The 20,433-nt window shown below is 68.5% G+C and carries 24 protein-coding genes; 16 read left to right on the forward strand and 8 right to left on the reverse strand.

Going from position 1 to position 20,433, the window contains the following annotated elements; genetic code table 11:
- Positions 1 to 6 precede the first annotated feature (6 nt).
- Entirely contained in the window at positions 7 to 498 is a 492-nt protein-coding gene (locus tag ACFXN1_RS40555; protein ID WP_379437412.1) for a peptidylprolyl isomerase, read from the forward strand.
- 81 nt (positions 499 to 579) lie between these two features.
- Here the strand turns inward: ACFXN1_RS40555 and ACFXN1_RS40560 are convergent, their stop codons facing one another.
- A complete protein-coding gene (locus ACFXN1_RS40560; RefSeq protein WP_364610181.1) occupies positions 580 to 1,074 on the reverse strand; it encodes a phosphoribosyltransferase in 495 nt (164 codons plus the stop codon).
- A gap of 85 nt (positions 1,075 to 1,159) precedes the next feature.
- A complete protein-coding gene (locus ACFXN1_RS40565; protein ID WP_379396557.1) occupies positions 1,160 to 1,870 on the reverse strand; it encodes a metal-dependent hydrolase in 711 nt (236 codons plus the stop codon).
- A gap of 225 nt (positions 1,871 to 2,095) precedes the next feature.
- Between ACFXN1_RS40565 and ACFXN1_RS40570 the strand changes: the two genes are divergently transcribed.
- A complete protein-coding gene (locus ACFXN1_RS40570) occupies positions 2,096 to 2,842 on the forward strand; it encodes a hypothetical protein (RefSeq protein ID WP_379437410.1) in 747 nt (248 codons plus the stop codon).
- 43 nt (positions 2,843 to 2,885) lie between these two features.
- Here the strand turns inward: ACFXN1_RS40570 and ACFXN1_RS40575 are convergent, their stop codons facing one another.
- On the reverse strand, positions 2,886 to 3,737 hold the full coding sequence (locus ACFXN1_RS40575) for an alpha/beta fold hydrolase (protein WP_379437408.1): 852 nt from the start codon (positions 3,735 to 3,737) through the stop codon (positions 2,886 to 2,888).
- A gap of 37 nt (positions 3,738 to 3,774) precedes the next feature.
- On the opposite strand from ACFXN1_RS40575, the gene mmuM reads away from it, so the two are divergent.
- The 7 genes from mmuM (at position 3,775) to ACFXN1_RS40610 (ending at position 9,066) form a co-directional block, all read left to right on the forward strand.
- On the forward strand, positions 3,775 to 4,674 hold the full coding sequence (gene mmuM, locus ACFXN1_RS40580; RefSeq protein WP_379437407.1) for a homocysteine S-methyltransferase: 900 nt from the start codon (positions 3,775 to 3,777) through the stop codon (positions 4,672 to 4,674).
- A 246-nt stretch (positions 4,675 to 4,920) separates the two neighbouring features.
- A complete protein-coding gene (locus ACFXN1_RS40585; RefSeq protein ID WP_379437405.1) occupies positions 4,921 to 5,184 on the forward strand; it encodes a hypothetical protein in 264 nt (87 codons plus the stop codon).
- On the forward strand, positions 5,181 to 6,434 hold the full coding sequence (locus tag ACFXN1_RS40590) for an FAD:protein FMN transferase (protein ID WP_379437403.1): 1,254 nt from the start codon (positions 5,181 to 5,183) through the stop codon (positions 6,432 to 6,434). Before ACFXN1_RS40585 ends, ACFXN1_RS40590 begins: the two co-directional genes overlap by 4 nt.
- Before the next feature lie 58 nt (positions 6,435 to 6,492).
- On the forward strand, positions 6,493 to 7,062 hold the full coding sequence (locus tag ACFXN1_RS40595; protein ID WP_379437401.1) for an iron reductase: 570 nt from the start codon (positions 6,493 to 6,495) through the stop codon (positions 7,060 to 7,062).
- A complete protein-coding gene (locus ACFXN1_RS40600) occupies positions 7,059 to 8,291 on the forward strand; it encodes an NADH-ubiquinone oxidoreductase-F iron-sulfur binding region domain-containing protein (protein ID WP_379437399.1) in 1,233 nt (410 codons plus the stop codon). The genes ACFXN1_RS40595 and ACFXN1_RS40600 overlap by 4 nt, the downstream gene beginning before the upstream one ends.
- Entirely contained in the window at positions 8,288 to 8,506 is a 219-nt protein-coding gene (locus ACFXN1_RS40605) for a ferredoxin (protein WP_379380697.1), read from the forward strand. The genes ACFXN1_RS40600 and ACFXN1_RS40605 overlap by 4 nt, the downstream gene beginning before the upstream one ends.
- A 32-nt stretch (positions 8,507 to 8,538) precedes the next feature.
- A complete protein-coding gene (locus tag ACFXN1_RS40610) occupies positions 8,539 to 9,066 on the forward strand; it encodes a hypothetical protein (protein ID WP_379437397.1) in 528 nt (175 codons plus the stop codon).
- Between the two features lie 72 nt (positions 9,067 to 9,138).
- On the opposite strand, the gene katG is transcribed toward ACFXN1_RS40610, so the two are convergent.
- Both katG and ACFXN1_RS40620 read right to left on the reverse strand, forming a co-directional pair.
- The gene (gene katG, locus ACFXN1_RS40615; RefSeq protein ID WP_379437395.1) at positions 9,139 to 11,346 is read right to left on the reverse strand and encodes a catalase/peroxidase HPI; all 2,208 of its coding nucleotides are present in this window, start codon (positions 11,344 to 11,346) and stop codon (positions 9,139 to 9,141) included.
- A gap of 64 nt (positions 11,347 to 11,410) precedes the next feature.
- Positions 11,411 to 11,824 carry a Fur family transcriptional regulator gene (locus ACFXN1_RS40620; protein ID WP_379381392.1) on the reverse strand — a complete coding sequence of 138 codons (414 nt, stop codon included), beginning with the start codon at positions 11,822 to 11,824 and terminating at the stop codon, positions 11,411 to 11,413.
- Between the two features lie 328 nt (positions 11,825 to 12,152).
- Between ACFXN1_RS40620 and ACFXN1_RS40625 the strand changes: the two genes are divergently transcribed.
- Positions 12,153 to 12,542 (forward strand): hypothetical protein, encoded by a 390-nt coding sequence (locus ACFXN1_RS40625; protein WP_379437393.1) that lies wholly within the window; start codon positions 12,153 to 12,155, stop codon positions 12,540 to 12,542.
- Between the two features lie 569 nt (positions 12,543 to 13,111).
- On the opposite strand, the gene ACFXN1_RS40630 is transcribed toward ACFXN1_RS40625, so the two are convergent.
- Both ACFXN1_RS40630 and ACFXN1_RS40635 read right to left on the reverse strand, forming a co-directional pair.
- On the reverse strand, positions 13,112 to 13,864 hold the full coding sequence (locus tag ACFXN1_RS40630; RefSeq protein WP_379437391.1) for a hypothetical protein: 753 nt from the start codon (positions 13,862 to 13,864) through the stop codon (positions 13,112 to 13,114).
- A 27-nt stretch (positions 13,865 to 13,891) separates the two neighbouring features.
- On the reverse strand, positions 13,892 to 14,623 hold the full coding sequence (locus ACFXN1_RS40635) for a hypothetical protein (RefSeq protein WP_379437389.1): 732 nt from the start codon (positions 14,621 to 14,623) through the stop codon (positions 13,892 to 13,894).
- Between the two features lie 443 nt (positions 14,624 to 15,066).
- Between ACFXN1_RS40635 and ACFXN1_RS40640 the strand changes: the two genes are divergently transcribed.
- The 3 genes from ACFXN1_RS40640 (at position 15,067) to ACFXN1_RS40650 (ending at position 18,154) form a co-directional block, all read left to right on the forward strand.
- Positions 15,067 to 15,678, forward strand: a complete 612-nt coding sequence (locus ACFXN1_RS40640) for a TetR/AcrR family transcriptional regulator (RefSeq protein WP_379437387.1) — start codon at positions 15,067 to 15,069, stop codon at positions 15,676 to 15,678.
- 159 nt (positions 15,679 to 15,837) lie between these two features.
- A complete protein-coding gene (locus ACFXN1_RS40645; protein ID WP_379437386.1) occupies positions 15,838 to 17,367 on the forward strand; it encodes a glycoside hydrolase family 30 beta sandwich domain-containing protein in 1,530 nt (509 codons plus the stop codon).
- Positions 17,368 to 17,542: 175 nt separating this feature from the next.
- Positions 17,543 to 18,154: a TetR/AcrR family transcriptional regulator gene (locus ACFXN1_RS40650; protein WP_379437384.1), complete on the forward strand. Its 612-nt coding sequence runs from the start codon at positions 17,543 to 17,545 to the stop codon at positions 18,152 to 18,154.
- A 173-nt stretch (positions 18,155 to 18,327) separates the two neighbouring features.
- Here ACFXN1_RS40650 and ACFXN1_RS40655 read toward each other — a convergent pair whose 3' ends face one another.
- Positions 18,328 to 18,630, reverse strand: coding sequence for a hypothetical protein (locus ACFXN1_RS40655; protein ID WP_379437382.1), 303 nt, complete (start codon positions 18,628 to 18,630; stop codon positions 18,328 to 18,330).
- A 157-nt stretch (positions 18,631 to 18,787) separates the two neighbouring features.
- Between ACFXN1_RS40655 and ACFXN1_RS40660 the strand changes: the two genes are divergently transcribed.
- Genes ACFXN1_RS40660 through ACFXN1_RS40670 form a run of 3 tightly spaced genes read left to right on the forward strand, consistent with a single transcriptional unit; the run spans position 18,788 to position 20,414 of the window.
- A complete protein-coding gene (locus tag ACFXN1_RS40660) occupies positions 18,788 to 19,105 on the forward strand; it encodes a YidH family protein (protein WP_379437449.1) in 318 nt (105 codons plus the stop codon).
- Positions 19,102 to 19,416: a hypothetical protein gene (locus ACFXN1_RS40665; protein WP_379437381.1), complete on the forward strand. Its 315-nt coding sequence runs from the start codon at positions 19,102 to 19,104 to the stop codon at positions 19,414 to 19,416. Before ACFXN1_RS40660 ends, ACFXN1_RS40665 begins: the two co-directional genes overlap by 4 nt.
- A 26-nt stretch (positions 19,417 to 19,442) precedes the next feature.
- Positions 19,443 to 20,414 carry a formylglycine-generating enzyme family protein gene (locus ACFXN1_RS40670; RefSeq protein WP_379437380.1) on the forward strand — a complete coding sequence of 324 codons (972 nt, stop codon included), beginning with the start codon at positions 19,443 to 19,445 and terminating at the stop codon, positions 20,412 to 20,414.
- The last annotated feature ends 19 nt before the right edge of the window (positions 20,415 to 20,433 follow it).

The following is a 20,433-nucleotide window of genomic DNA, read 5'->3' on the forward strand; positions in this document are numbered from 1 at the left end:
GTCCGCATGACCAAAGTGCTCCTGAAGACCTCCGCCGGGGACATCACCCTGGAACTGGACGAGGCCAAGGCACCCAAGACCGTCGCCAACTTCGTCGACTACGTCAAGGCGGGCCACTACGCGGACACCGTCTTCCACCGGGTGATCCCGAACTTCATGATCCAGGGCGGCGGCCTGACCGCCGACATGCAGCAGAAGGCTGCCAAGCAGACGGTCGAGAACGAGGCCGCCAACGGCCTCAAGAACGACAAGTACACCGTCGCCATGGCGCGCACCTCGGCCCCGCACTCGGCCAGCGCGCAGTTCTTCATCAACACCAGCAACAACGCCTTCCTGAACTACCCGGGCCAGGACGGCTTCGGCTACGCCGTGTTCGGCAAGGTCGTCGACGGCGCGGCCGTCGTGGACGCCATCGAGGGTGTGCGCACCGGCAACAAGGCCGGCCACCAGGATGTGCCGGTCGAGCCGATCACCATTCTGTCCGTCGAACTGGTCTGATCAGTCCCTGCGGCAACTGGACAAACGGCCCGGAACCGAATGGTTCCGGGCCGTTGTCGTTGGCGCGTAGCGGGTTTCGGGTCAGGCGTCGAGGACGCGGGCCTCGCGTTTGACGACGGGCGGGAGCACGGACCAGGGGAAGTTGATCCACTTGTCGGTGCGTTTCCACACGTATTCGCAGTCGACCTCGGAGTGCGGCTTCTGGTAGATGACCGCGCAGCGCACCTCGGCGACGTGGTGGGAGCAGAAGTCGCGCACGAGTTTCAGGGTTTTGCCGGTGTCGGCGACGTCGTCGGCGACCAGGACGGTCGCGCCGGTGAGGTCGACGGCGCTGGGGACGGGCGGCAGCATGACCGGCATGTCGAGGCGCTGGTCGACGCCGGTGTAGAACTCCACGTTCATGACGTGGAGGTTCTTGACGTCGAGGGCGTAGCCGAGGGCGCCGGCGACGAAGAGCCCGCCGCGGGCGATCGACAGGATGAGGTCGGGTTCGAAGCCGTCGTCGGCGATGGCCTGGGATAGTTCGCGGCTGGCGTCCCCGAACAGTTCCCAGCTCAGTTCCTCGCGATCGCTCATGCCCGACTCCGTTCTGCCCGCTGCGGTGGTCTTCGGATCATACGAGCCGGGTTGCCGGTCGTTGCCCGGTCCGGCGCCGTTCGGCTCACGGATGGTGGGTGAGGGTGTACCAGAGCAGGGCGAGGGTGCCGAGGGCGAAGAGGGGGACCAGCACCATGGTCTCCATCTTGTTGCCGGTGTGGTCGATGATCGGGATGCGGGTGCGGATCTTGAGTGGCCACAGCAGCCGGCAGCCGCGGTCGGTGAGGCAGTCGCCGACGAGGTGGGCGAGGGCGCCGAGTCCGACGGAGAAGGGCAGCCAGGCGGGTTTGTCGCTGATCCAGTGGTCGATGGCGAAGGTGCCGCAGACGGCGAGGATGACGATGGTGCCCCAGGATTTGGGTCCGTCGCCGGTGGGTGCGAGACCGAGGGCCTTGATGGCGAGGGCGAGCAGGAAGAACACCAGCGAGAGCGTGAAGTAGCGGCCGAGCAGGTGTTCGCCGGCCCAGGTGCCGTAGGTGACGGCGGCGACGAAGGCGAAGGAGTGGGTGCCGTGGCGGTGCCCGCCGGAGATCCACGAGATGAACTTGCACGCGTAGTGCGAGATCGGCCCCAGCACATGGGAAATGGTGCCGGAGGGGTGATCGGCGTCGGGCAGCAGCGCGGCGCCCGCGGTGAGGAAGGTGCCCATCACCAGATCGACGGAGCCGATGGCCCCGGATTGCACTGCGGGATAGGTCAAGACGGTGAACGGTAGCGCCGCGGCCGCCGCCGACCAGGCGAGCGCGCCGCTGGTCGCATGTGAATGTCCTAGCACCGCTTGAAGGTTAGCGGATGTAACCGACAGGTCTTTCCGGCTGCGGTGCGGTGAGGGACCTTGCCGGGCAGCGGATTCCGGTCGTGCGAGGCAAATATGTTTCAGGACAGTCGGTTTGGTGTTGGGAGTGCTCTCCCGGTCACATTCGGGTGGCCCGTGTGCGGCCGGTCGGCGGCCTGAAATAGTCTCGGATCGATTGCGCTTTCCGCTCAGAGAGGAACGGACATGTCGGTAGCGTCCGCGGTGAAGGATCAGATCCAGACGATCGGTGGGGGATTCATGTTCTCCCGGGAAGCCCGAGCCTTCGCCGACAGCACCGGTGTCCCCGGCTTCATGCCCGGCTACACCCGCGGTCGCGCCGCCGTCCTGGGTGATGTGGATGCCGATGTGGTGACCGCGGCCTTCGGTTTCTTCCGTCCCGAGGCGATCCGGGAGGCGTGGGAGGCCACGGCCTCGATGCCGGCCGCGGCCGCCGCCGAGGGATATCTGACGGCGTGCCAGAACTTCGGCCGCCGGAAGCTGGCCTCCTTCGAGGACTCCGGGCGCCTGGCCGAGCTGCTACAGCGGGTGGTGGCGGCCGCGAATCCGGTGGGCGCGCCGCTGTTCGCGGGCTGGCGTGCCCTGCCGCAGGCCGAGGACGCGCCGGGCCTGGTGCTGCAGCTGATCCATGTGCTGCGGGAATTGCGTGGCGGCCTGCACCTGATCGGTGTGCTGGGTAGTGGGCTGACCCCGTTGCAGGCGGTGCTGATCGCGGGCTCGCCGCTGAAGCCGGGTCCGGATCAGGCCCGCAATTTCGGCTGGCCGGAGCCGTTCGACGAGATCACCGCGGAGCTGAAGGGCCGCTGGATGCAGGCGGAGTCGATCACCGAGGATCTGATCGCGCCCGCGTTCGCGGTCCTCGACGACAAGGAGGGTGAGGAGCTGGTGACGCTGCTGAACGCCTGCCAGTTGGCGGTGTTCGGCGACCGCTGACCCGCCGCCCGGGTGGGCCGGTGAGCCCACCCGGGAATCCGCTTCAGCGGTGCAGGAATTCGAGGGTGACGCGTTCGAAGGCCTCCTTGGCCTCGTACATGACCCAGTGCCCGCACTTGGGGAACACGTGCAGTTCGGCGTTGGGGATCTGCCGCAGCGGGATGAGCGCCATGTCGGTGGGGCATTGGCGGTCGTCGGCGCCCCAGGTCATGAGCACCGGGCTCTTGATCTTGTGCAGCATGGACCAGTAGGGCGGGGTGGGGGAGTTCTCCAGGAATTGCTGTTGGAGCGCAAGCGCTTCGGACCCGTACATGGCCTCGAGACCGGCCTGCGCGGCGGGTTCGGTGGCCGCGGTCCAGCGTTCCTCGATGAGGCCGTCGGTGATCATCTTGGGGTCGTAGATCATGCAGCGCAGCCAGCGCTCCAGGCCCTCGCGACTGGGTTGGTCGGCGAATTCCGACAGCAGCCGGGTGCCTTCGCTGGGGTTGGCGGCGAGCAGGCTGTGGCCGACACCGCCGATGGCGACGATCTTCTCGACCCGCTGCGGGTGGTGCATGGCGACATTCACCGCGACGACGCCGCCCATGGAGTTGCCGATCATGGCGGCGGAGTCGATGTTCAACGCATCCATGAACCGGACGACGGAGTCGACGGCGGTGAGGACCGGGTGCCCCGGGACGGGGTCGCTGACGCCGAAGCCCGGGAATTCCAGGACGTAGCAGTGGAAATGGTCGGCGTAGAAGCCGAGGTTGCCGCGGAAGTTGCGCCAGCCGTTGACGCCGATTCCGGAGCCGTGCAGCAGAATCAGGGGAGGACCGTCGCCGGCCTCGTGGTAGCGCAGGACGCCTTTGTCGGTGGCGATTTCGCGTCGGGTGTTCTCATAGGTGACATCCACGCCACCCACAGTAGAACAGGTTGCAGTTTGGAGGCCGATGGCCGAGTTCGGAGTCCCGGTGGGCGAGGTGACCGTCGCCGACGGAGGCGTGGCGACCGCACTCGAAGCGCGCGGACACGATCTGTCCGACGCGCTGTGGTCGGCGCGACTGCTCGTCGACGCGCCCGACGAGATCCGAGCCGTGCACACCGCGTTCTTCCGGGCGGGCGCGGTCATCGCGACCACCGCGAGCTACCAGGCCTCGTTCGAGGGATTCGCGGCGCGCGGCATCGATCGAGAACAGACCGCCCGATTGCTGCGGCGCAGTGTCGCGCTCGCGCGTACGGCACGAGACGAGATCGACGACGGCCGTGAGCGCTGGATCGCCGCCTCGATCGGCCCCTACGGTGCGGCCCTGGCCGACGGTTCCGAATACCGCGGCCGCTACGGGCTTTCCCTGGCCGAGCTGAAGCGCTGGCACCTGCCGCGGCTGGAAGTGCTCGCCGAAGCCGGGGCGGATGTGCTTGCGCTGGAGACGATTCCGGATATCGACGAGGCGGAGGCGCTGGCCGGACTGCTCGACGGGAGTGGCGTGCCCGCCTGGCTCAGCTACACCATCGACGGCGACCGGACCCGGGCCGGGCAGCCGCTGCGGGACGCGTTCGCGATCGCCGCCGCGATTCCGGAGATCGTCGCCGTAGGGGTGAACTGCTGTGCGCCGGACGATGTCGCGGCGGCGATCGCCCTGGCCCGGGAGGTGACGGGGAAACCGGTGATCGTCTACCCGAACAGCGGGGAGAAGTGGGACGCCGGGCAACGGTGCTGGACGGGGGAGGCGCGGTACCCGGCCGGGCTGGCGGAGCAGTGGGCGGGGCTGGGTGCGGCCATCGTCGGTGGATGCTGCCGGGTGCTGCCCGCCGATATCGAGCGGCTCGCCGCGGTCGTCGCCGCAGGCTAGGCGGTAGACGCCCAGGTCTGCCCGATTATGAATGTGCGCATGCAGACATGTGCATGTACAAACGTTCCTTGAATGGAGCGAACAAACACAAAAGCAGCCAGGACAGGGCAGTGCCGGCTCCCGGCGTATTCGCAGCATCCAGGACCCTGCTTCACAGCGCCCTCACAGTGCCGCTTCGCATGCTGAGGTTCGAGCCCATACCGGGAGCGCCGCGCCCCGGGTGATCCGAGCGAACAGGAATTCAGCATGCCGTCACATTCGAGTCTGCGGGCCGGGCGCACCGCGACCGCGACCCTGCTCGCCGTGACCGCGGCGGGCACGCTCACCGCGACCGCGCTGGCCTACGTCGACAACCACGGCAGTCTCCAGAAAGGCGGCAGCACAACCCAATCCGCTACCCCCGACGCCACCGCGGCCTCCGACGGCACCCCGGCGAACGTCACCACCGACCCCACCCCGGCGCTGCGCTCGGGTACCGGTCGCGTCCACGCCCGATCGAGCGGCTCGTGATCGCCGCCCCCGACCGCACGGCCTCGACCGAATGGCCGGTGTGGAGCACCACCGCGCGCGTGGTCGTCACCGACCCGGCGGCACTGCGCCCGGCCCGCACCCTGATCCGCGCCCACCTCGCCGAGGTCGACGCCGCCTGCAGCCGATTCCGCCCCGACTCCGAGATCAGCCGCCTGGCGCGGACCGCCGGGCAACCGGTGCGCATCAGTGCACTGCTCGCCGGACATCTCCATGCCGCCCTCGCGGCCGCCCGCGACACCGACGGGGATCTCGACCCCACGATCGGTACCTCGCTCATTGCCCTGGGCTACGACCGCGACTTCACGTTGCTGCTCCCGGGCTCGGCCGCCCGGGTGGTCGAGGACCATCCGGATGCGGTAGCTCGGAAGTCTGACTCGCGCACCGGGATCCGTGACCTCGAGGGCGCGGTCACCAGCCACGAAGGAGGTCGCTCCATACGGGGTAGCCAGACCCAGAGTCCTTCCGTGCCGGCAATCGTGCCGCTGGAAAGTCACCATGAGGAAGGTGGTGCGGCAAGGGAGGCGACGTCTGCGGAGCGGGTCACCAGGGGTGAGACCGGAGTCGATCGCCGTGGTGACGTCGGAGTCGGCGGGCGTGGCCAAGGGCCAGCTGGGCTGCGGGTACCCGTGGCGCTCACGGTGCGCCCGGATTGGACGCATGTCAGGTTGGATGGCGATCTGCTGAGTGTGCCCGCCGGGGTGCTGCTCGATCTGGGTGCGACGGCGAAAGCACTTGCCGCCGACCATTGCGCGCAGGTGGTCGCCGATCGTCTCGGCTGTGGTGTGCTGGTGAGCCTGGGTGGTGACATCGCCACTGCGGGACCCGCCCCGGCGGGCGGCTGGCAGGTGCTGGTCGAGGATCGCCCGGGTGAACCTCGTTCCCGCATAACTCTTCCCGCAGGCGCGGCACTGGCCACCTCGAGCACGCTGCGCCGCCGCTGGTGGCGGGGCGGCAGTCTGGTGCACCATATCGTCGACCCGCGCACCGGCCTCGCCGCGGATCCGGTGTGGCGGACGGTGTCGGTCGCCGCCGGGTCCTGCCTGGCCGCCAATACCGCCGCTACGGCGGCCGTCATTCGTGGCCGTGACGCGCTGACGGGTTTGCGTGGCCAGGGTTTTCCGTCGCGGCTGGTGAGTCGCGACGGTGAGGTGATCACCTTGTGCGGGTGGCCGCAGGCCGCGTCCGGTGACGACGAGCCCGGAATGCGGGAGAACGGAACCGAATCATGAACCGACGGAACCGAATCGTGAACTGGCCGGCGCAAGCGTCCCGGGGCGGTGAATGCTGATGGGGCAGGCGGGGTTCGACGAGGCGTTGTGGGCGTTCGGGCGGGGGACGGGTGTCACGGCGCTGGTGGTGCTGACGGTGGCGGTGGTGGCCGGGGTTGTCGCGCGGTCGGGGCGGGTCGTGGTGTTGCCGCGGGCCGGGATGGCGGTGTTTCATCGGGGCGCGGCGTTGACCGCGGTCGGGTTGGTGGCCGTGCATGTGGGGAGTCTGCTGGCCGATCCGTGGGCGCAGTTGCGGCTGGTGGATGTGGTGGTGCCGTTCGGCGGGGCGTATCGGCCGGTGTGGGTGGGGTTCGGCACGGTGGCGGTGGATCTGCTCGCCGCGGTGACGGTGTCGGGTCTGCTGCGGCATCGGATCGGCCCGAATGCGTTTCGTGCCGTGCACTGGGCGACGTATGTGCTGTGGCCGATGGCGCTGATCCATGCGCTCGGGGCGGGGACCGACGCGTTCCGGCCGTGGCTGGTGGCAGTGCTGGTGGCCTGTGCGGTCGCGGTGGTGGCCGCGGTGGGCTGGCGGATCAGCCGTGGATTCACCGAGATCGGTGTACCGGCCGGGCAGGTGGCCCGATGACCGGCGTCGAATCTGGGGGTCGCCGTGCGGTGGCGGTGCGCAGGCTGCTGGCCGCGCCGACGGCTGACCTGGCTGCTCACGAGGCCACGCATGGCCGGTTGCCCGCTGTCACGCGGGAGTTGATCGATGCGGTGGCGGCTTCGGGGCTGCGCGGGCGTGGCGGCGCGGGGTTCCCGGTGGCGCGCAAGCTGGCTGCGGTGGCCGGTGGGCGTCGTCCGATCGTGGTCGCTAATGGTGCGGAGGGGGAGCCCGACAGTCACAAGGATGCCGTATTGCTCACTCGCGCACCGCATCTGGTGTTGGACGGCCTGGTCGCGGCGGCGGCCGCGGTCGGGAGCCGGGACTGCCGGGTCTATGCCTCGGAGGCGGTGCTGGAACCGCTGCGGCGGGCACTGGTGGAACGGCGGCGGGCGGGGTACCGCGAACCGGCGATCGAACTGACCGCTGCCGCCGAGACTTTCCTGGCAGGGGAGAAGTCGGCGGTCGTGAATCGTCTGTCCGGACGCGCGGCACTCCCGGCCGATCAGGTGGTCTCCACGTCCCGCTCGGGTGTGGGTGGCCGCCCGACGCTGGTCCACAATGTCGAGACGCTGGCCCAGCTGGCGTTGATCGCCCGGCACGGCCCGTCGTGGTTCCGTTCGGTCGGGGTGTGGGATGAGCCGGGCACGATGCTGATCAGCTTGTCGGGCACCAGAATCGCCGGTGTTTTCGAGGTTGCGGCCGGTGCCGAGCTGCCCGAGGTGGTCGCGGGTCTCGGCGGCACCGACCCGGCCCGGGTGCGTGCGGTGCTCGTCGGCGGCTGGCATGGCACCTGGATTTCCGGGTTGGCCCTGCCGGGAGCCGCGTTGTCGGCGCAGGGTTTACGGCATCTGCGTGCCGTCCCGGGCGCCGGGGTGGTGCGGGTGCTGCCTCACGGTCAGTGCGGGTTGCGGGTCACCGCCGAGATCACCGCCTATCTCGCCGCACAGAGCGCCGGGCAGTGCGGCCCGTGCCGCAACGGGTTGCCCACCCTCGCAACCCGATTCGAGCAGCTGGTCGACGGAGTCGGCGACCCCGCCGAGATCGCCCGGGTGGCCCGGTTGGTCGAGGGCAGGGGAGCCTGTCACCACCCCGACGGGACCGCTCGCATGGTGCGGTCCGCGCTGGAGGTGTTCGCCGACGAGGTGGCTCGGCATCAACACGGCCACTGTGTAGCGGCTGCGCCGGCCCGGACAGGAGCACTGCGATGAGCGAACCGCTTCGCCTGCACATCGATTGGACCCGCTGCGACGGCCGGGGCGTGTGCAGTGAACTGCTGCCCGGCACCTTCGCCCGCGACGACTGGGGATTCCCGCTGACCCGCGATCACCGCGACCCGGTGCTGGAGCGCGCGGATCTGCCCGCCGCACGGGATGCGGTACGGCTGTGCCCGCGCCTCGCTTTACGGCTGCTGCCGCTGGCATGATCGGGGGTCGACAGCGTCGGAAGGGGAGAAGCATGGCGACGGCGACGATGGGCCGAATTCAGCGGCTGCGCAGTCTCATCGAGCATCCGCGCACCGGGCCGGCGGAGCGGGCGGCCGCGCAGCGCATGCTGGACCGGTTGCTGAGCAAGACCGGCGGGGGAGCGCACCGGACCGGAGACCGCACCTACGGTGCGCGCCACGATCGTCCCGGCCGGCACGCGAGCCTGTCCCGCATCGCCGACATGATCGGCGAGGACATCGCCCTGGCCCGCATCCTCACCCTCCCCGACGGCGACGGCGACCTCGCCCCCCGCAGCGCCCTGCGTGACGCCCCCGACCAGCTCGCGTATACCGTCGAAACCCCTTACGACGCAGGCATTCTCATCACGGTCGGCAACATCCCGCCCGGGTGGGCCACCGACCCCGACGGCTTCGACACTCCAGCGTTGCGGGCGCTGGTCGAGGAACTGACCGAGCTGATGAACGCCTACAACCACGACGGCACCGACATCGCCCGCCGCTTCCTCGGCCGCGTCCGCACCGAGACGTCCACCGGCTAGCATCCCGACACGCACGATGCCCCCGAACCGGTCGGTTCGGGGGCATCGTCCTACTGGTTCAGACGGTTGTCATCACACCAGGTCGAAGCGGTCGAGCTCCATGACCTTGGTCCAGGCGGCCACGAAGTCGTCGACGAACTTCTGCTTGGAGTCGTCCTCGGCGTACACCTCGGCGAGGGCCCGCAGCTGCGAGTTGGAGCCGAACACCAGGTCGACGCGCGAACCGGTCCACACGGTCTTGCCGGTGGCGCGGTCCTTGCCCTGGTAGGTGCCGTCGTCGGCGGACGACGGGCCCCACTTGGTGGACATGTCGAGCAGATTCACGAAGAAGTCCGTGGTGAGCGCACCCGGCTTGTCGGTGAACACGCCCAGCTGCGAACCCTGGTAGTTCGCACCCAGCACGCGCAGACCACCGACGAGCACGGTCATCTCCGGCGCCGACAGGGTCAGCAGGTTGGCCTTGTCCAGCAGCAGGTACTCCGCCGGGATGCGGGTGCCCTTGCCGACGTAGTTGCGGAAACCATCGGCGGCCGGCTCGAGCGCGGAGAAGGACTCCACGTCGGTCAGCTCCTGGGTGGCGTCGCCGCGGCCTGCACGGAACGGCACCTCGACATCGAAGCCGGCGGCCTTGGCGCCCTGCTCGACGCCAACGTTACCGGCCAGCACCACCAGGTCGGCGAAGGAGACCGGCTTGCCGAAGGACTCCTGGATGCCCTCGAGCACCCGGATGACCTGCGCCAGCTCGTCGGGCTGGTTGACCTCCCACCCGGCCTGCGGCTGCAGGCGGATGCGGCCGCCGTTGACGCCGCCGCGCATGTCCGAGCCGCGGAACGACGAGGCCGCCGCCCACGCGGTCGACACCAGCTGCGCCACGGTCAGACCCGACTCCGCGATCTTGGCCTTCAGCGCCGCGACATCGGCGGCGTCGATGAGCTCGTGCTCGACGGCCGGGATCGGGTCCTGCCACAGCAGGGTCTCGGCCGGCACCTCGGGGCCCAGGTAGCGGACCTTGGGACCCATGTCGCGGTGGATCAGCTTGTACCAGGCCTTGGCGAACTCCTCGGCCAGCTCTTCGGGGTGGTCGAGCCAGCGGCGGGTGATCGGCTCGTAGACCGGGTCGAACCGCAGCGACAGGTCGGTGGTCAGCATGGTCGGCAGGTGCTTCTTGGACCCGTCGAACGCGTCGGGGATGATCTCCTCGGCGTTCTTGGCGACATACTGGTGCGCACCGGCGGGCGACTTGGACAGCTCCCACTCGTAGCCGTAGAGGGTCTCCAGGAAGGAGTTGTCCCACTGGGTCGGGGTGGGGGTCCAGGTGACCTCGATACCGGAGGTGATGGCATCCTTGCCGGCACCGGTGCCGAAGGTGGACTTCCAGCCCAGGCCCTGCTCCTCGAGCGGGGCGGCCTCGGGCTCGGGGCCGACATTGTCGGCCGGGCCCGCACCGTGGGTCTTACCGAAGGTGTGACCACCCACGATCAGCGCCGCGGTCTCGACATCGTTCATGGCCATCCGGCGGAAGGTCTCGCGGATGTCCACGGCCGCGGCCAGCGGATCCGGGTTGCCGTTGGGGCCTTCCGGGTTGACGTAGATCAGACCCATCTGGACCGCGGCCAGCGGGTTCTCGAGGTCACGCTCGCCGGTGTAGCGAGCGTCGCCGAGCCACTCGGTCTCCGGACCCCAGTACACGTCCTGCTCGGGCTCCCACTGGTCGACGCGGCCGCCGCCGAAGCCGAACGTCTTGAAGCCCATGTCCTCGAGGGCGACATTGCCGGCGTAGACGATGAGGTCGGCCCACGACAGCTTCTTGCCGTACTTCTTCTTCACCGGCCACAGCAGACGCCGCGCCTTGTCGAGGGAGGCGTTGTCGGGCCACGAGTTCAGCGGAGCGAAACGCTGCATGCCGGCACCGGCTCCACCGCGGCCGTCGTTGATGCGGTAGGTGCCCGCGGCGTGCCAGGACATGCGGATGAAGAACGGGCCGTAGTGGCCGAAATCGGCCGGCCACCAGTCCTGCGAGGTGCGCATGACCTCGACGATGTCCTGCTTGACCGCGGCCAGGTCCAGGGTCTTGAACTCGGCGGCGTAGTCGTAGCCCTCGTCCATGGGGTTGGCGACGGCCGGGTTCTTCTGCAGGATGCTCAGGTTCAGCTGGTTGGGCCACCACTGACGGTTGGCGTTACCGCCCTCGGCCGGGTCATTGAGCCGGCCGTGTACGACGGGGCAGCCACCGGCGGGTTCGGTATTGGCTTCACCGATGGGCGGGTGTTCTTCAGGCACGGTGTGTCCTTTCAGTGAGTGATCATCTGCGTGATCAGCTGGCTGTCGGCCACGATTGTGACCGCTACTTGTCTTGTGTCGCAGTAGTTTTCGAGCATTCGGGGCACAGGCCCCAGTAGATGACCTCGGCCTCGTCGAGCGCGAAACCGTTGTCGTCGGACGCGGTCAGGCAGGGCGCGTCGCCCACGGCGCAGTCGACATCGGCGATCACGCCGCACGACCGGCACACCACATGGTGATGGTTGTCCCCGACGCGCGTCTCGTACAGCGCCACGGACCCCATCGGCTGAATGCGGCGAATCAGCCCCGCACTGGTCAGAGCCTTCAATACGTCGTACACCGCCTGATGTGAAACCCCGCCCAGCGTCTCGCGCACGAACCCCAGGATCGAGTCCGTATCCGAGTGCGGGTGAGTGTGCACCGCGGTCAGCACCGCCAGCCGCGGTGCGGTCACACGCAAAGCGGCCCCGCGCAACATGCGCTCGAAATCCGTAGGCGTGGGCACAACCCGAAGTCTGCCCCTTTTTCTGGAATCAATCAAGTCTTTGGGCCGGATCGGCGCCCAAAATAATGATCACCCGGCGGCAGCTCCTACTATCGGGCGATGATCACCCGCGACGAGATCCGCATCCGCTCCGCCGGCCACGACAACCGGTACCCGCTGGTGACCATCGCGGAATTCTTCGAGGGCAACACTCACGAAGACTCCATCGCCCCCAACCAGTACGGCGAGGGCCCCCGGCCTCGCGGAGATCGCAGCGCGCCTCACCGCCCTCGGGGCCGACCCCGCCGTCGCGTGGATCCGCGTGCAACTGCACGAGGAGATGTTCGACGATGATCATGACGGCATCGCGGCGGAATCGGTGGCGATCTGTACGTCATTGCCGCCCAGCGACATCGATCAGCGACTCGATGTGGGGGAGTTGTACGCGGAACCGGTGTGGGAGGGCTGGTCCTACGACGAGGCCGCCTACTGCGACATCCCCGCCATCCCCGACGGTCACCGCGTCCCTCACCCTCGTCTGGGACCGACCATCTCGTCGCCCCGCGCGGCCTCCCGGTACATCGCTGAATTCATCAGCGGTACAGGCGCATTCGAAGATCGTGGAGCACGCTCGAAACCCCTGGGGGCCAGCGGTGCCCGCGGCAGTGCCGCCGACGGCCGGGAGGCATCGGATCAGCATTACTTGACATAATGTTGATTATCGGCGCGGTTACGGCATTGGAGTTGATCTTGAAACATGCTGCGCAACTGCGGTATTCGCGCGCACGCGCGACGATGCGCTCCGCGGCCCTGGTCTGCGGATGGCGACTTCTCCGGGTGTTGTTGTCCACGCTGTTTCAGGGTGCGGAATCGGCGGAACGAAATATCTTGGCCTATTTGCCCATTTTGTGGAAAATTTCCGGATCGAGCCGAAATCGCCGAGTGTGGCCTAGGGCTGCCATAGGCCATACTCGGCGTGGCCCAGTTGGTTCCTTTGATCGCTCCCCCGACCCCTCCTCCGGCTCGTCAATACGTCACAGTGACGTATTGATCTGGGCTGGCTGGATGGTGGAATCTGTTGCTATCAGGGTGAGCTCGCTGCCGGATCGGCTCTTCGGTGTCGTGAGACGGGCGCGATTTCATACATCTCGACCTCGCCTTTCGGCAAGCCTCGGGATGGGTCTTACCGCGTTGGACTTGCCATCTTCTCCGGATCTCCCCCAGCCGCCGCGAAGCGTGACCGTGTCTCTCCATCGATCACGCGCGCGGACAGCGCCGGGTTCAGTGGGAGGAGCCGCCGGAGGATCCGGATTTGAGGCCGGAGGCCGATCCGCTGGGTAGACGCAGGTGGGCGTCGGGGATGCCCGTGCTGTTGGGGTCGTTGAGGTCGCCGCCTGCGTAGGGGCTTTGGCCGGGGGCGGCGTTGCGGGTGGTGATGTACTTCCACAGTCCGCTCGCCGCGGCGGTGCCGCCGCCGATGATGGTGCCGGTGATGCCGCCGCCGGCGGCGAACGCGGTGACCGCGGCGGGCACGGTGGCCAGGCAGCCGGGCCCGACGACGACGCAGGAGGCCAGGCCGATGGCGGCGCCGACGAGGGCCCCGGCAGCGGTGCCGATGACCAGCCCGGCGAGGGTGTTGCGGGTCAGGCCGCTGGCGAGCTCGTCGAGGGCGCGTTGTTCTTCCAGTGGGGAGGCGACCTCGGTGGCGGTGGCCGGGCGCAGGCTGGTCAGGTCCGGGGTGAGGGTGACGGTGCGCGCGTCGCTGGAGAGGGTGTAGCCGAGGTCGCCGTGCCGGCCGTCGAGGAGGAACCCCAGCGGCAGGGCGGCGAGCGGGGTGCCGGAGCGGTCGCTGATCTGCAGGTTCCGGTCGGGACCGGGGGTGATGGTGGCCTGGTCGACGGTGAGGATGACCGAGCCGTCGGCGATGGTGGCGTTGTAGGTCGGGTCGGTGGGTTGGGCGTGCGCGGTGGCGGTGCTGGTCAGCACGAGGGAGGCCACGGCGGTGCCGGCGAGGCCGAGGGGGCCGATCTTCACGAGGGTCTCCTGGGAAGGTGGTGCGGTTTAGCGGGGTGCGTCTGCGGGGGCGGGGGTCTGCTGTTGGCGGTTGTGGTAGTAGTCGCCGTACTGGGAGGTGCCCGGCGCGGCCTGCAGGGTCTGCACGTACTGGTAGAGGGAGTAGGCGGCGGTAGGACCGCCGCCGACCGCGAGCCCGGCGATGCCGCCGATGCCGCCGACCAGGGCCACGATGGGCAGTACCGCGACGACGCAGCCCAGCGACAGCACTACGCACGACGCCCCGGCCAGCGCGAAGCCGATACCGATACCGACGGTGGCGCCGATGACGGTGCCGACGAGGCTGCCGATGGAGGTGCCGATGCTGACGCTGTTGATCAGGTCGTTCATCGCGAGCTGGTTCTCGACCGGCGAGGCGACCGGTTTGAGCGCGGCCGCGTCGATGCCGCTGGCGTCCGGGGTCAGGCGCAGGGTGCGCCCGTCCGGCGAGATCTGGCGGCGGATCGCGTGTGCGGCATCGGCAAGGGTGTAGGACAACGGGATGGTGTCGAGGGTCTGCGCAGCGGCGTCGCGCACCGTCACCGCGTGCCCGTCGCCGGAGTCGGCGAAGCTGCCCTGATCCAACGTCGCAACGATGTCGGTGCCGTCCACGCCCGCGCGGTAGTGCACCGGCGCGGACGCCGGAGCGGGCGCGGGGTCGGCGTGGACGACGGTGGCGGTGGCGAGTTCGATGCTCGCGGCGGCCATCAGCGCGGTCAGGACGTATCGGCTGGGTTTCATCGGTTTTCCTCAATCACGGTGCCGGGGCGGGCCCGACGGTCACTCGCGAGGGAAGCGACGAGGGCCGTCGGGGCCCGCCAGGGGCGGCGGAGGAAGCGGTCTGTGAGCTGCCCGAGCACAGCGTGCGCATCTCCTGCCCCACTGGATGCCCTGAGCCACAACCACGTGAGGGAGTGACGTGGGTCTCAGAACGGACTCGAAACTACACGTTCTCCTACACCATGTCTACTAGTAGATTTCAGATCTACTAACGCACACAACGACTAGATCTGGAGTTGGGTGCGCGACCCCGCGAGCATCCGGTGCGTGCCAAGGCGGTCCGCCCCCTTCCCGTCCACGTTGGCTGTCACCGGGGCTGCTATTGGACACATCGTCTGTCTTCATCCTTGGTGTCCATTTCCGATATGATGTCAATCATTGTTGGGCAGCCGGAAGGGGTCCTGGTGGTATCCGAAGATCGCCGCAGCCGTCGCAGTCGCCGCCTGTTGCGGGAGGCGTTCGTGGCGCTGGTTCTCGAGCACGGCTTCGCGGCGGTTACCGTGGAAGACATCACCGAACGCGCCGATTTGAGCCGGGCCACCTTCTACGGCCACTACACCGACAAGGACGCCCTGCTCGACGCGGTGGTTACCGAGCTGATCGAGGAAATGCAGCGGCGGCTGCAGCCGCTGGTGGCGAACTCGGTGAAGGGGTTCACCGGCAAACCGGTGCTGGAGCTGTTCCGCCACGCCGCCGAGGAACGCGACGCCTACCGGGTGGTGCTCCGCGGGGAAGGCGACGGGCGCGCGCTGCGCCGCTTCGTCGAGGACCGTGCCACCACTACCGCCACCGTGTTCGCCGCCCGCGCCGCCGCCGCGGGCGTCGAGCTGCGCATCCCCGCCGACATGCTCGCCCGCGCCTGGGTCGGGGAAATGATTCAGGTGATGGCCTGGTGGCTCGAGCAAGGCATGCCACAGTCCGCCGAAGAGATCACCGACGAACTGCTCAAACTGTCCCTGCGCGGCCGCTACTGGGCCTCGGGCTTCGACGATCTTCCCCCTGTACGCCCTTCCTGACCGGCCTGCCATCCGACCTGCACATCGGGGGACTGCGGACGACGACCTGCCCGAACCGTAGCTGACCGACCGAGTGATCGGTATGCTCAGCGCGTCGGTCGCAGACCGCGCCGACGCGATCAGAGCGAGGAATGGATGAGAGCCGGATCGATCGGTCGGATGAGCCGGGCGACTCGCACGCAGTGGGCGTGGATCCGCGCGATGACGCTGGGGTCGGTGATCGCAATGGCCGCGGGTATGCCGGTCGCCACCGCCACGGCGGAGCAGGCCGGTTCGAAAGTCGCGGTATACCTGACGACCCGAAACCTGGACACGACCCTCGCGCCCCAGCCCGAGCTCGAGTTCGTCGAAGCCTCGGGCCCCACCGGTGAACGGATAGACGTCGATCCGGCAGTGACAGGACAGACCCTGACCGCCGGATTCGGTGTCGCAATGACCGAGACCTCGGCGTACCTGCTCCGGGACGAACTCCCGGAATCGTTGCGCGAGAAAGTCGTTCGCGCGCTGTTCTCCCCCACCGAAGGAATCGGCCTGTCGTTCTTGCGGATTCCGATCGGCGCGACGGATTACGTGGTGGGCGAGCTCGCCACTCCTGATGATCAGCCGCCCGGCGGCGCGGACCCGGAGTTGAGGGATTTCTCCATCGACCGAGACATGCAGTACGCGATCCCTGAGATCCGCGAAGCGCTCACCGTGAATCCGGGCATGACCGTGATGGCCAACCCGTGGACCCCACCCGCGTGGATGAAGACCGATGACGCTCTGGTCACCACCTCCGGCCCGCTCGGCCATCTGAAACCGGAATACTACGGCGCGTACGCCCGCTACCTGGTCAAGTTCATTCAGGCGTACCGCGACCAGGGCATCGAGATCAACTACCTCGGCGTGCAGAACGAGCCGACGACGCCATTGGCCTTCGTCGTGGGGATCCCCGAGAGTTACCTCGATCCCATCCAGCAGGGCATCCTGATTCGCGATCATCTCTCGCCCGCCCTGGCCGCGGCCGGGTTGTCGACGAGTGTGCTCACCTACGACGACGGATTCCAACGCTCAGAGGTCTACATTCCGGCAGTCATGTCGGTGGCGCGCCCGCAGACCGCCGGATTCGCCTACCACTGCTACCTGACCGATCCGTCGAGCATCGGCATCCAGCACCGGGTCTATCCAGAGATGACCCAACTGGTGACCGAATGCTCGAGCAAGCTCAGCAATGTCGATCCACAGCAGATGATGATCCGCGCGCTGCGCGCCGGAGCCAATGGCATACAGCTGTGGAATGCGGTGCTGGATCAGAACAACGGTCCCAAGATGGGCAACGGCTGCCGCGGCATCGTCGGAGAATATGCGGGGCAGGACTGCATCGCGCCGGTCACCGTGAACACCGACACCCACGACTACACCTTCACCTCCGATTACTGGGCACTGGCGCACTTCAGCAAGTTCATCCGCCCCGGCGCCAAGCAGATCGCCTCGACCTCCCCCAGCTCGTGTCTCACCACCCCGGTGTCGGGATCGATGTGCGGACTCGAGGGGGTCGCATTCGAGAATCCCGACCGCAGCCGCGTGCTGGTGGTCACCGCCAACGACGGCGCCGACCACACGTTCACGCTCGCCGAGTCCCGACGCCGAGTCACCTACACGCTGCGGGCCGGAGCGACCGCGACATTGGTCTGGCAACCCACATCGTGACCAGGTGAAGTTCGCTGGAACGTGGCAGAGCGAGGACGACAGGAATGAGCACAGGTCACTCAGAGGTTGCACCGGCCGGAATCGACACCGAGCTCATATATCGGACGCACCGCATCGAAGGTGCCGGGAAAATGAGATCGGGCCCGTCGCGACGGGTGTCCTAGGGTCTTGATTCATGGCGACAACCGATTTCGCGCAACGTTCCGGAGAGGCCGCACGCACCAGGATCGTCGAGGTGGCGTTCGAGCATTTCGCCCAGCACGGGTTCCGGGGCGGCTCGTTGGCCAAAATCGCCGCTGAGGCGGGCATATCCCAGTCGGGTCTGCTGCACCACTTCCCGAGCAAGGCCGCACTCCTGCAGGCTGTGCTGGGAGCACGCGACCTGCAGGATCTGCAGGCGACCGGCACACGCCCGGAAGACCTGCAATCGATGACATTCGAGGACCTGCTGACCTTCCTGACCCGGGTGATCGCGAACAACGAGAACAATCGCAATGTGATCCGCCTGGCACACCTGACCGCGGCCGAAGCGACCGGGCCGAACCATCCCGCCTTCGAATGGGTCACGCTGCGGCTCGCGTTCATGCGGTCGGTGATGGAATCCGCTGTGCGGCGCGGTATCGAACAAGGCCAGGTTCGCGCCGATGCCGAGGTCCCCCAGATCGCCGGACTGATCATCGCCGTCATCGACGGCCTCGAGTCGCAATGGCTGATCGACCCCAGCATCGACATGAGCGTGACCTTCGCCCACTACTGCAACGACCTGCGGCGCTCACTGACTCCCTAGCCGGCGAGCGGCATCCGACACCCCGGCCACCCGCACCGCCGACTGCGGAGGGGACTCGAACCCGGAGTTGACCGACCAGGTGATCGGTGCGTTCGAGTCGCCTTTGCCTCGGCCTGACCGCCACGCCCACAGGTGGGGTGACGCTCTCGGCCGGAATCGTCCCGAGAACGGCATCAGTTGCGTTCGGTCATCCGCAATGTCGCCGGGTGTGAGTCGAGTTCGGGCAACACCTGGTACTGGAAGTGGCGCCACCGCATCGCACCCTGGCTCACCGCATCCGCCGGATCCGCCACTGTGGCGGGGCTCGGGAATTCTTCGCCGCCCGCGCGGCGGCTCACGCTACCGAACTGCGCGTCGATCCGGAGTTCTTCGCCCGTGCCTGTGCGGGTCAGCTGGTGCCCGGGCCGCCGCTTGCGGTTCTCTGTTCGGTCCGCGGTGCCCGCCGATTCTGTGAACTTCCATAGGTTAGTAGACACGATGTCGACTTTTAGGCATGATGTCTAACAGGGGGTTGAGTGTTGGATCGCGACCGAGCGAGGAACGAACGACGTGCACAGCCCCACCAGCGAACAGGCCACCGAAACCGGTGGCCCACCCCACCCGGCCGAGACCGCCGGCGAGCACGCCGGGCCGATCGACTACCGGTTCAGCCTGGCCAACGAGCGCACCTTCCTGGCATGGATCCGCACGGCGCTGGGGTTGCTGGCCGGTGGGGTGGCGGTGCAGACCCTGGCCGAGCAGTTCTCGACCTCGGGGTTCCGGCGCGCTGTCGCCGCGGCGTGTGCCGGTTTGGCGGTGGCGATCGCGGCGTGCGCGCACCGGCAGTGGAAACGCGTCGAAGCCGCCATGACGCGCGGCGAGCACCTACCCGGGTCGGCGCTGGTGCCGGTGCTCGCGGTCGGGGTCAGCGTGGTCGCGCTGGCCGCGGGCGTCGCGGTGCTGGTGTCGTGAGCACGGCGGGGTCTTGGCCGGCCGACGCCGGGCTGGCGGTCGAACGCACCGCGCTGGCGTGGCGGCGCACCGCGCTCTCGTCGGTGCTCGCGATGGCGGTGCTGGCCCACGCCGCGGTGACCGCGGCCACGGTCGCGTTCACCATGACCGCGGCGGCGGTGGCCGCGCTCGCGGTCACCGCGACCTGCTGCTACCGCCGCAATCTCGCATTGCGGGCGCGGCGCCCGCACCGGATCGGCCCGGTGATCGCCGCCGTCGCGACCGCTCTCGCCCTCGCCGCGACCACCGCCACCCTGGGCCTCGGCCTGTGAACCGCTTCCGGGAAGGAGAACCCGCCATGCACCCACCCACACCCGACCACAACCCCGACCGCGAGACTGGCGGATCCTGCTGCGCGCCGTCTCGCCCCGACACCGTCGTGCCCGCGGCCGCGCCGCTCACCGTGCCCGCGCAGGTCGCCGGGGTGGAGTCGGCGCTGGTCCGGCTGCCGGGTGGGCAGTTCTGGATGGGCAGCGAGGACAGCGATTGTTATCGGGCCGATGGGGAGGGGCCGGTGCGGCCGGTGCGGGTGTCGCGGTTCGCGATCGCCGCCCACACCGTCACCAACGCCGAGTTCGCCCAATTCGCCACGGCGACGGGGTATCTCACCGACGCCGAACGGTTCGGCTGGTCGTATGTGTTCGCCGGGTTCCTGCCCGCGGTGTTGCGCCGCAACGCCCACCGCCCCGACCCGACACCGTGGTGGTGCGCGGTGCCGGGGGCGACCTGGTGGGCTCCGGAAGGCCCCGGCAGTCATATCGAGGCCCGCGCCGATCATCCGGTGGTGCACGTGTCCTGGCGCGACGCGCAGGCCTACTGCGCATGGGCCGGGGTGCGGTTGCCGACCGAGGCCGAATGGGAGTACGCCGCGCGCGGCGGTCTCGACCATGCCCGCTACCCGTGGGGCGACGAACCCGAGGACGAGGGCCGCTACCGCGCCAACATCTTCCGTGGCCGCTTCCCCACCCACAACACCGCCGCCGACGGGTATGCGGGGACCGCACCGGTGGAGGCGTTCGCGCCCAACGCTTTCGGGCTGTATCAGATGGTCGGCAATGTGTGGGAATGGTGCGCCGATCACTGGTCCGCCCAGCACTCCGCCGGTCTGGTCGTCGATCCGCACGGGCCCGCCGCCGGCGAGTCGTATGTGCTGCGCGGCGGGTCCTATCTGTGCCACGACAGCTACTGCAACCGCTACCGGGTCGCGGCGCGGATCCAGAACTCCCCCGATTCCTCGAGCGGCAACACCGGTTTCCGCGTCGCCGCCTGACCACCCCACCCACATCCAC

It is taken from the genome of Nocardia sp. NPDC059154, from assembly GCF_042755705.1.
In the GTDB taxonomy this organism is placed as follows: Bacteria; Actinomycetota; Actinomycetes; order Mycobacteriales; family Mycobacteriaceae; genus Nocardia.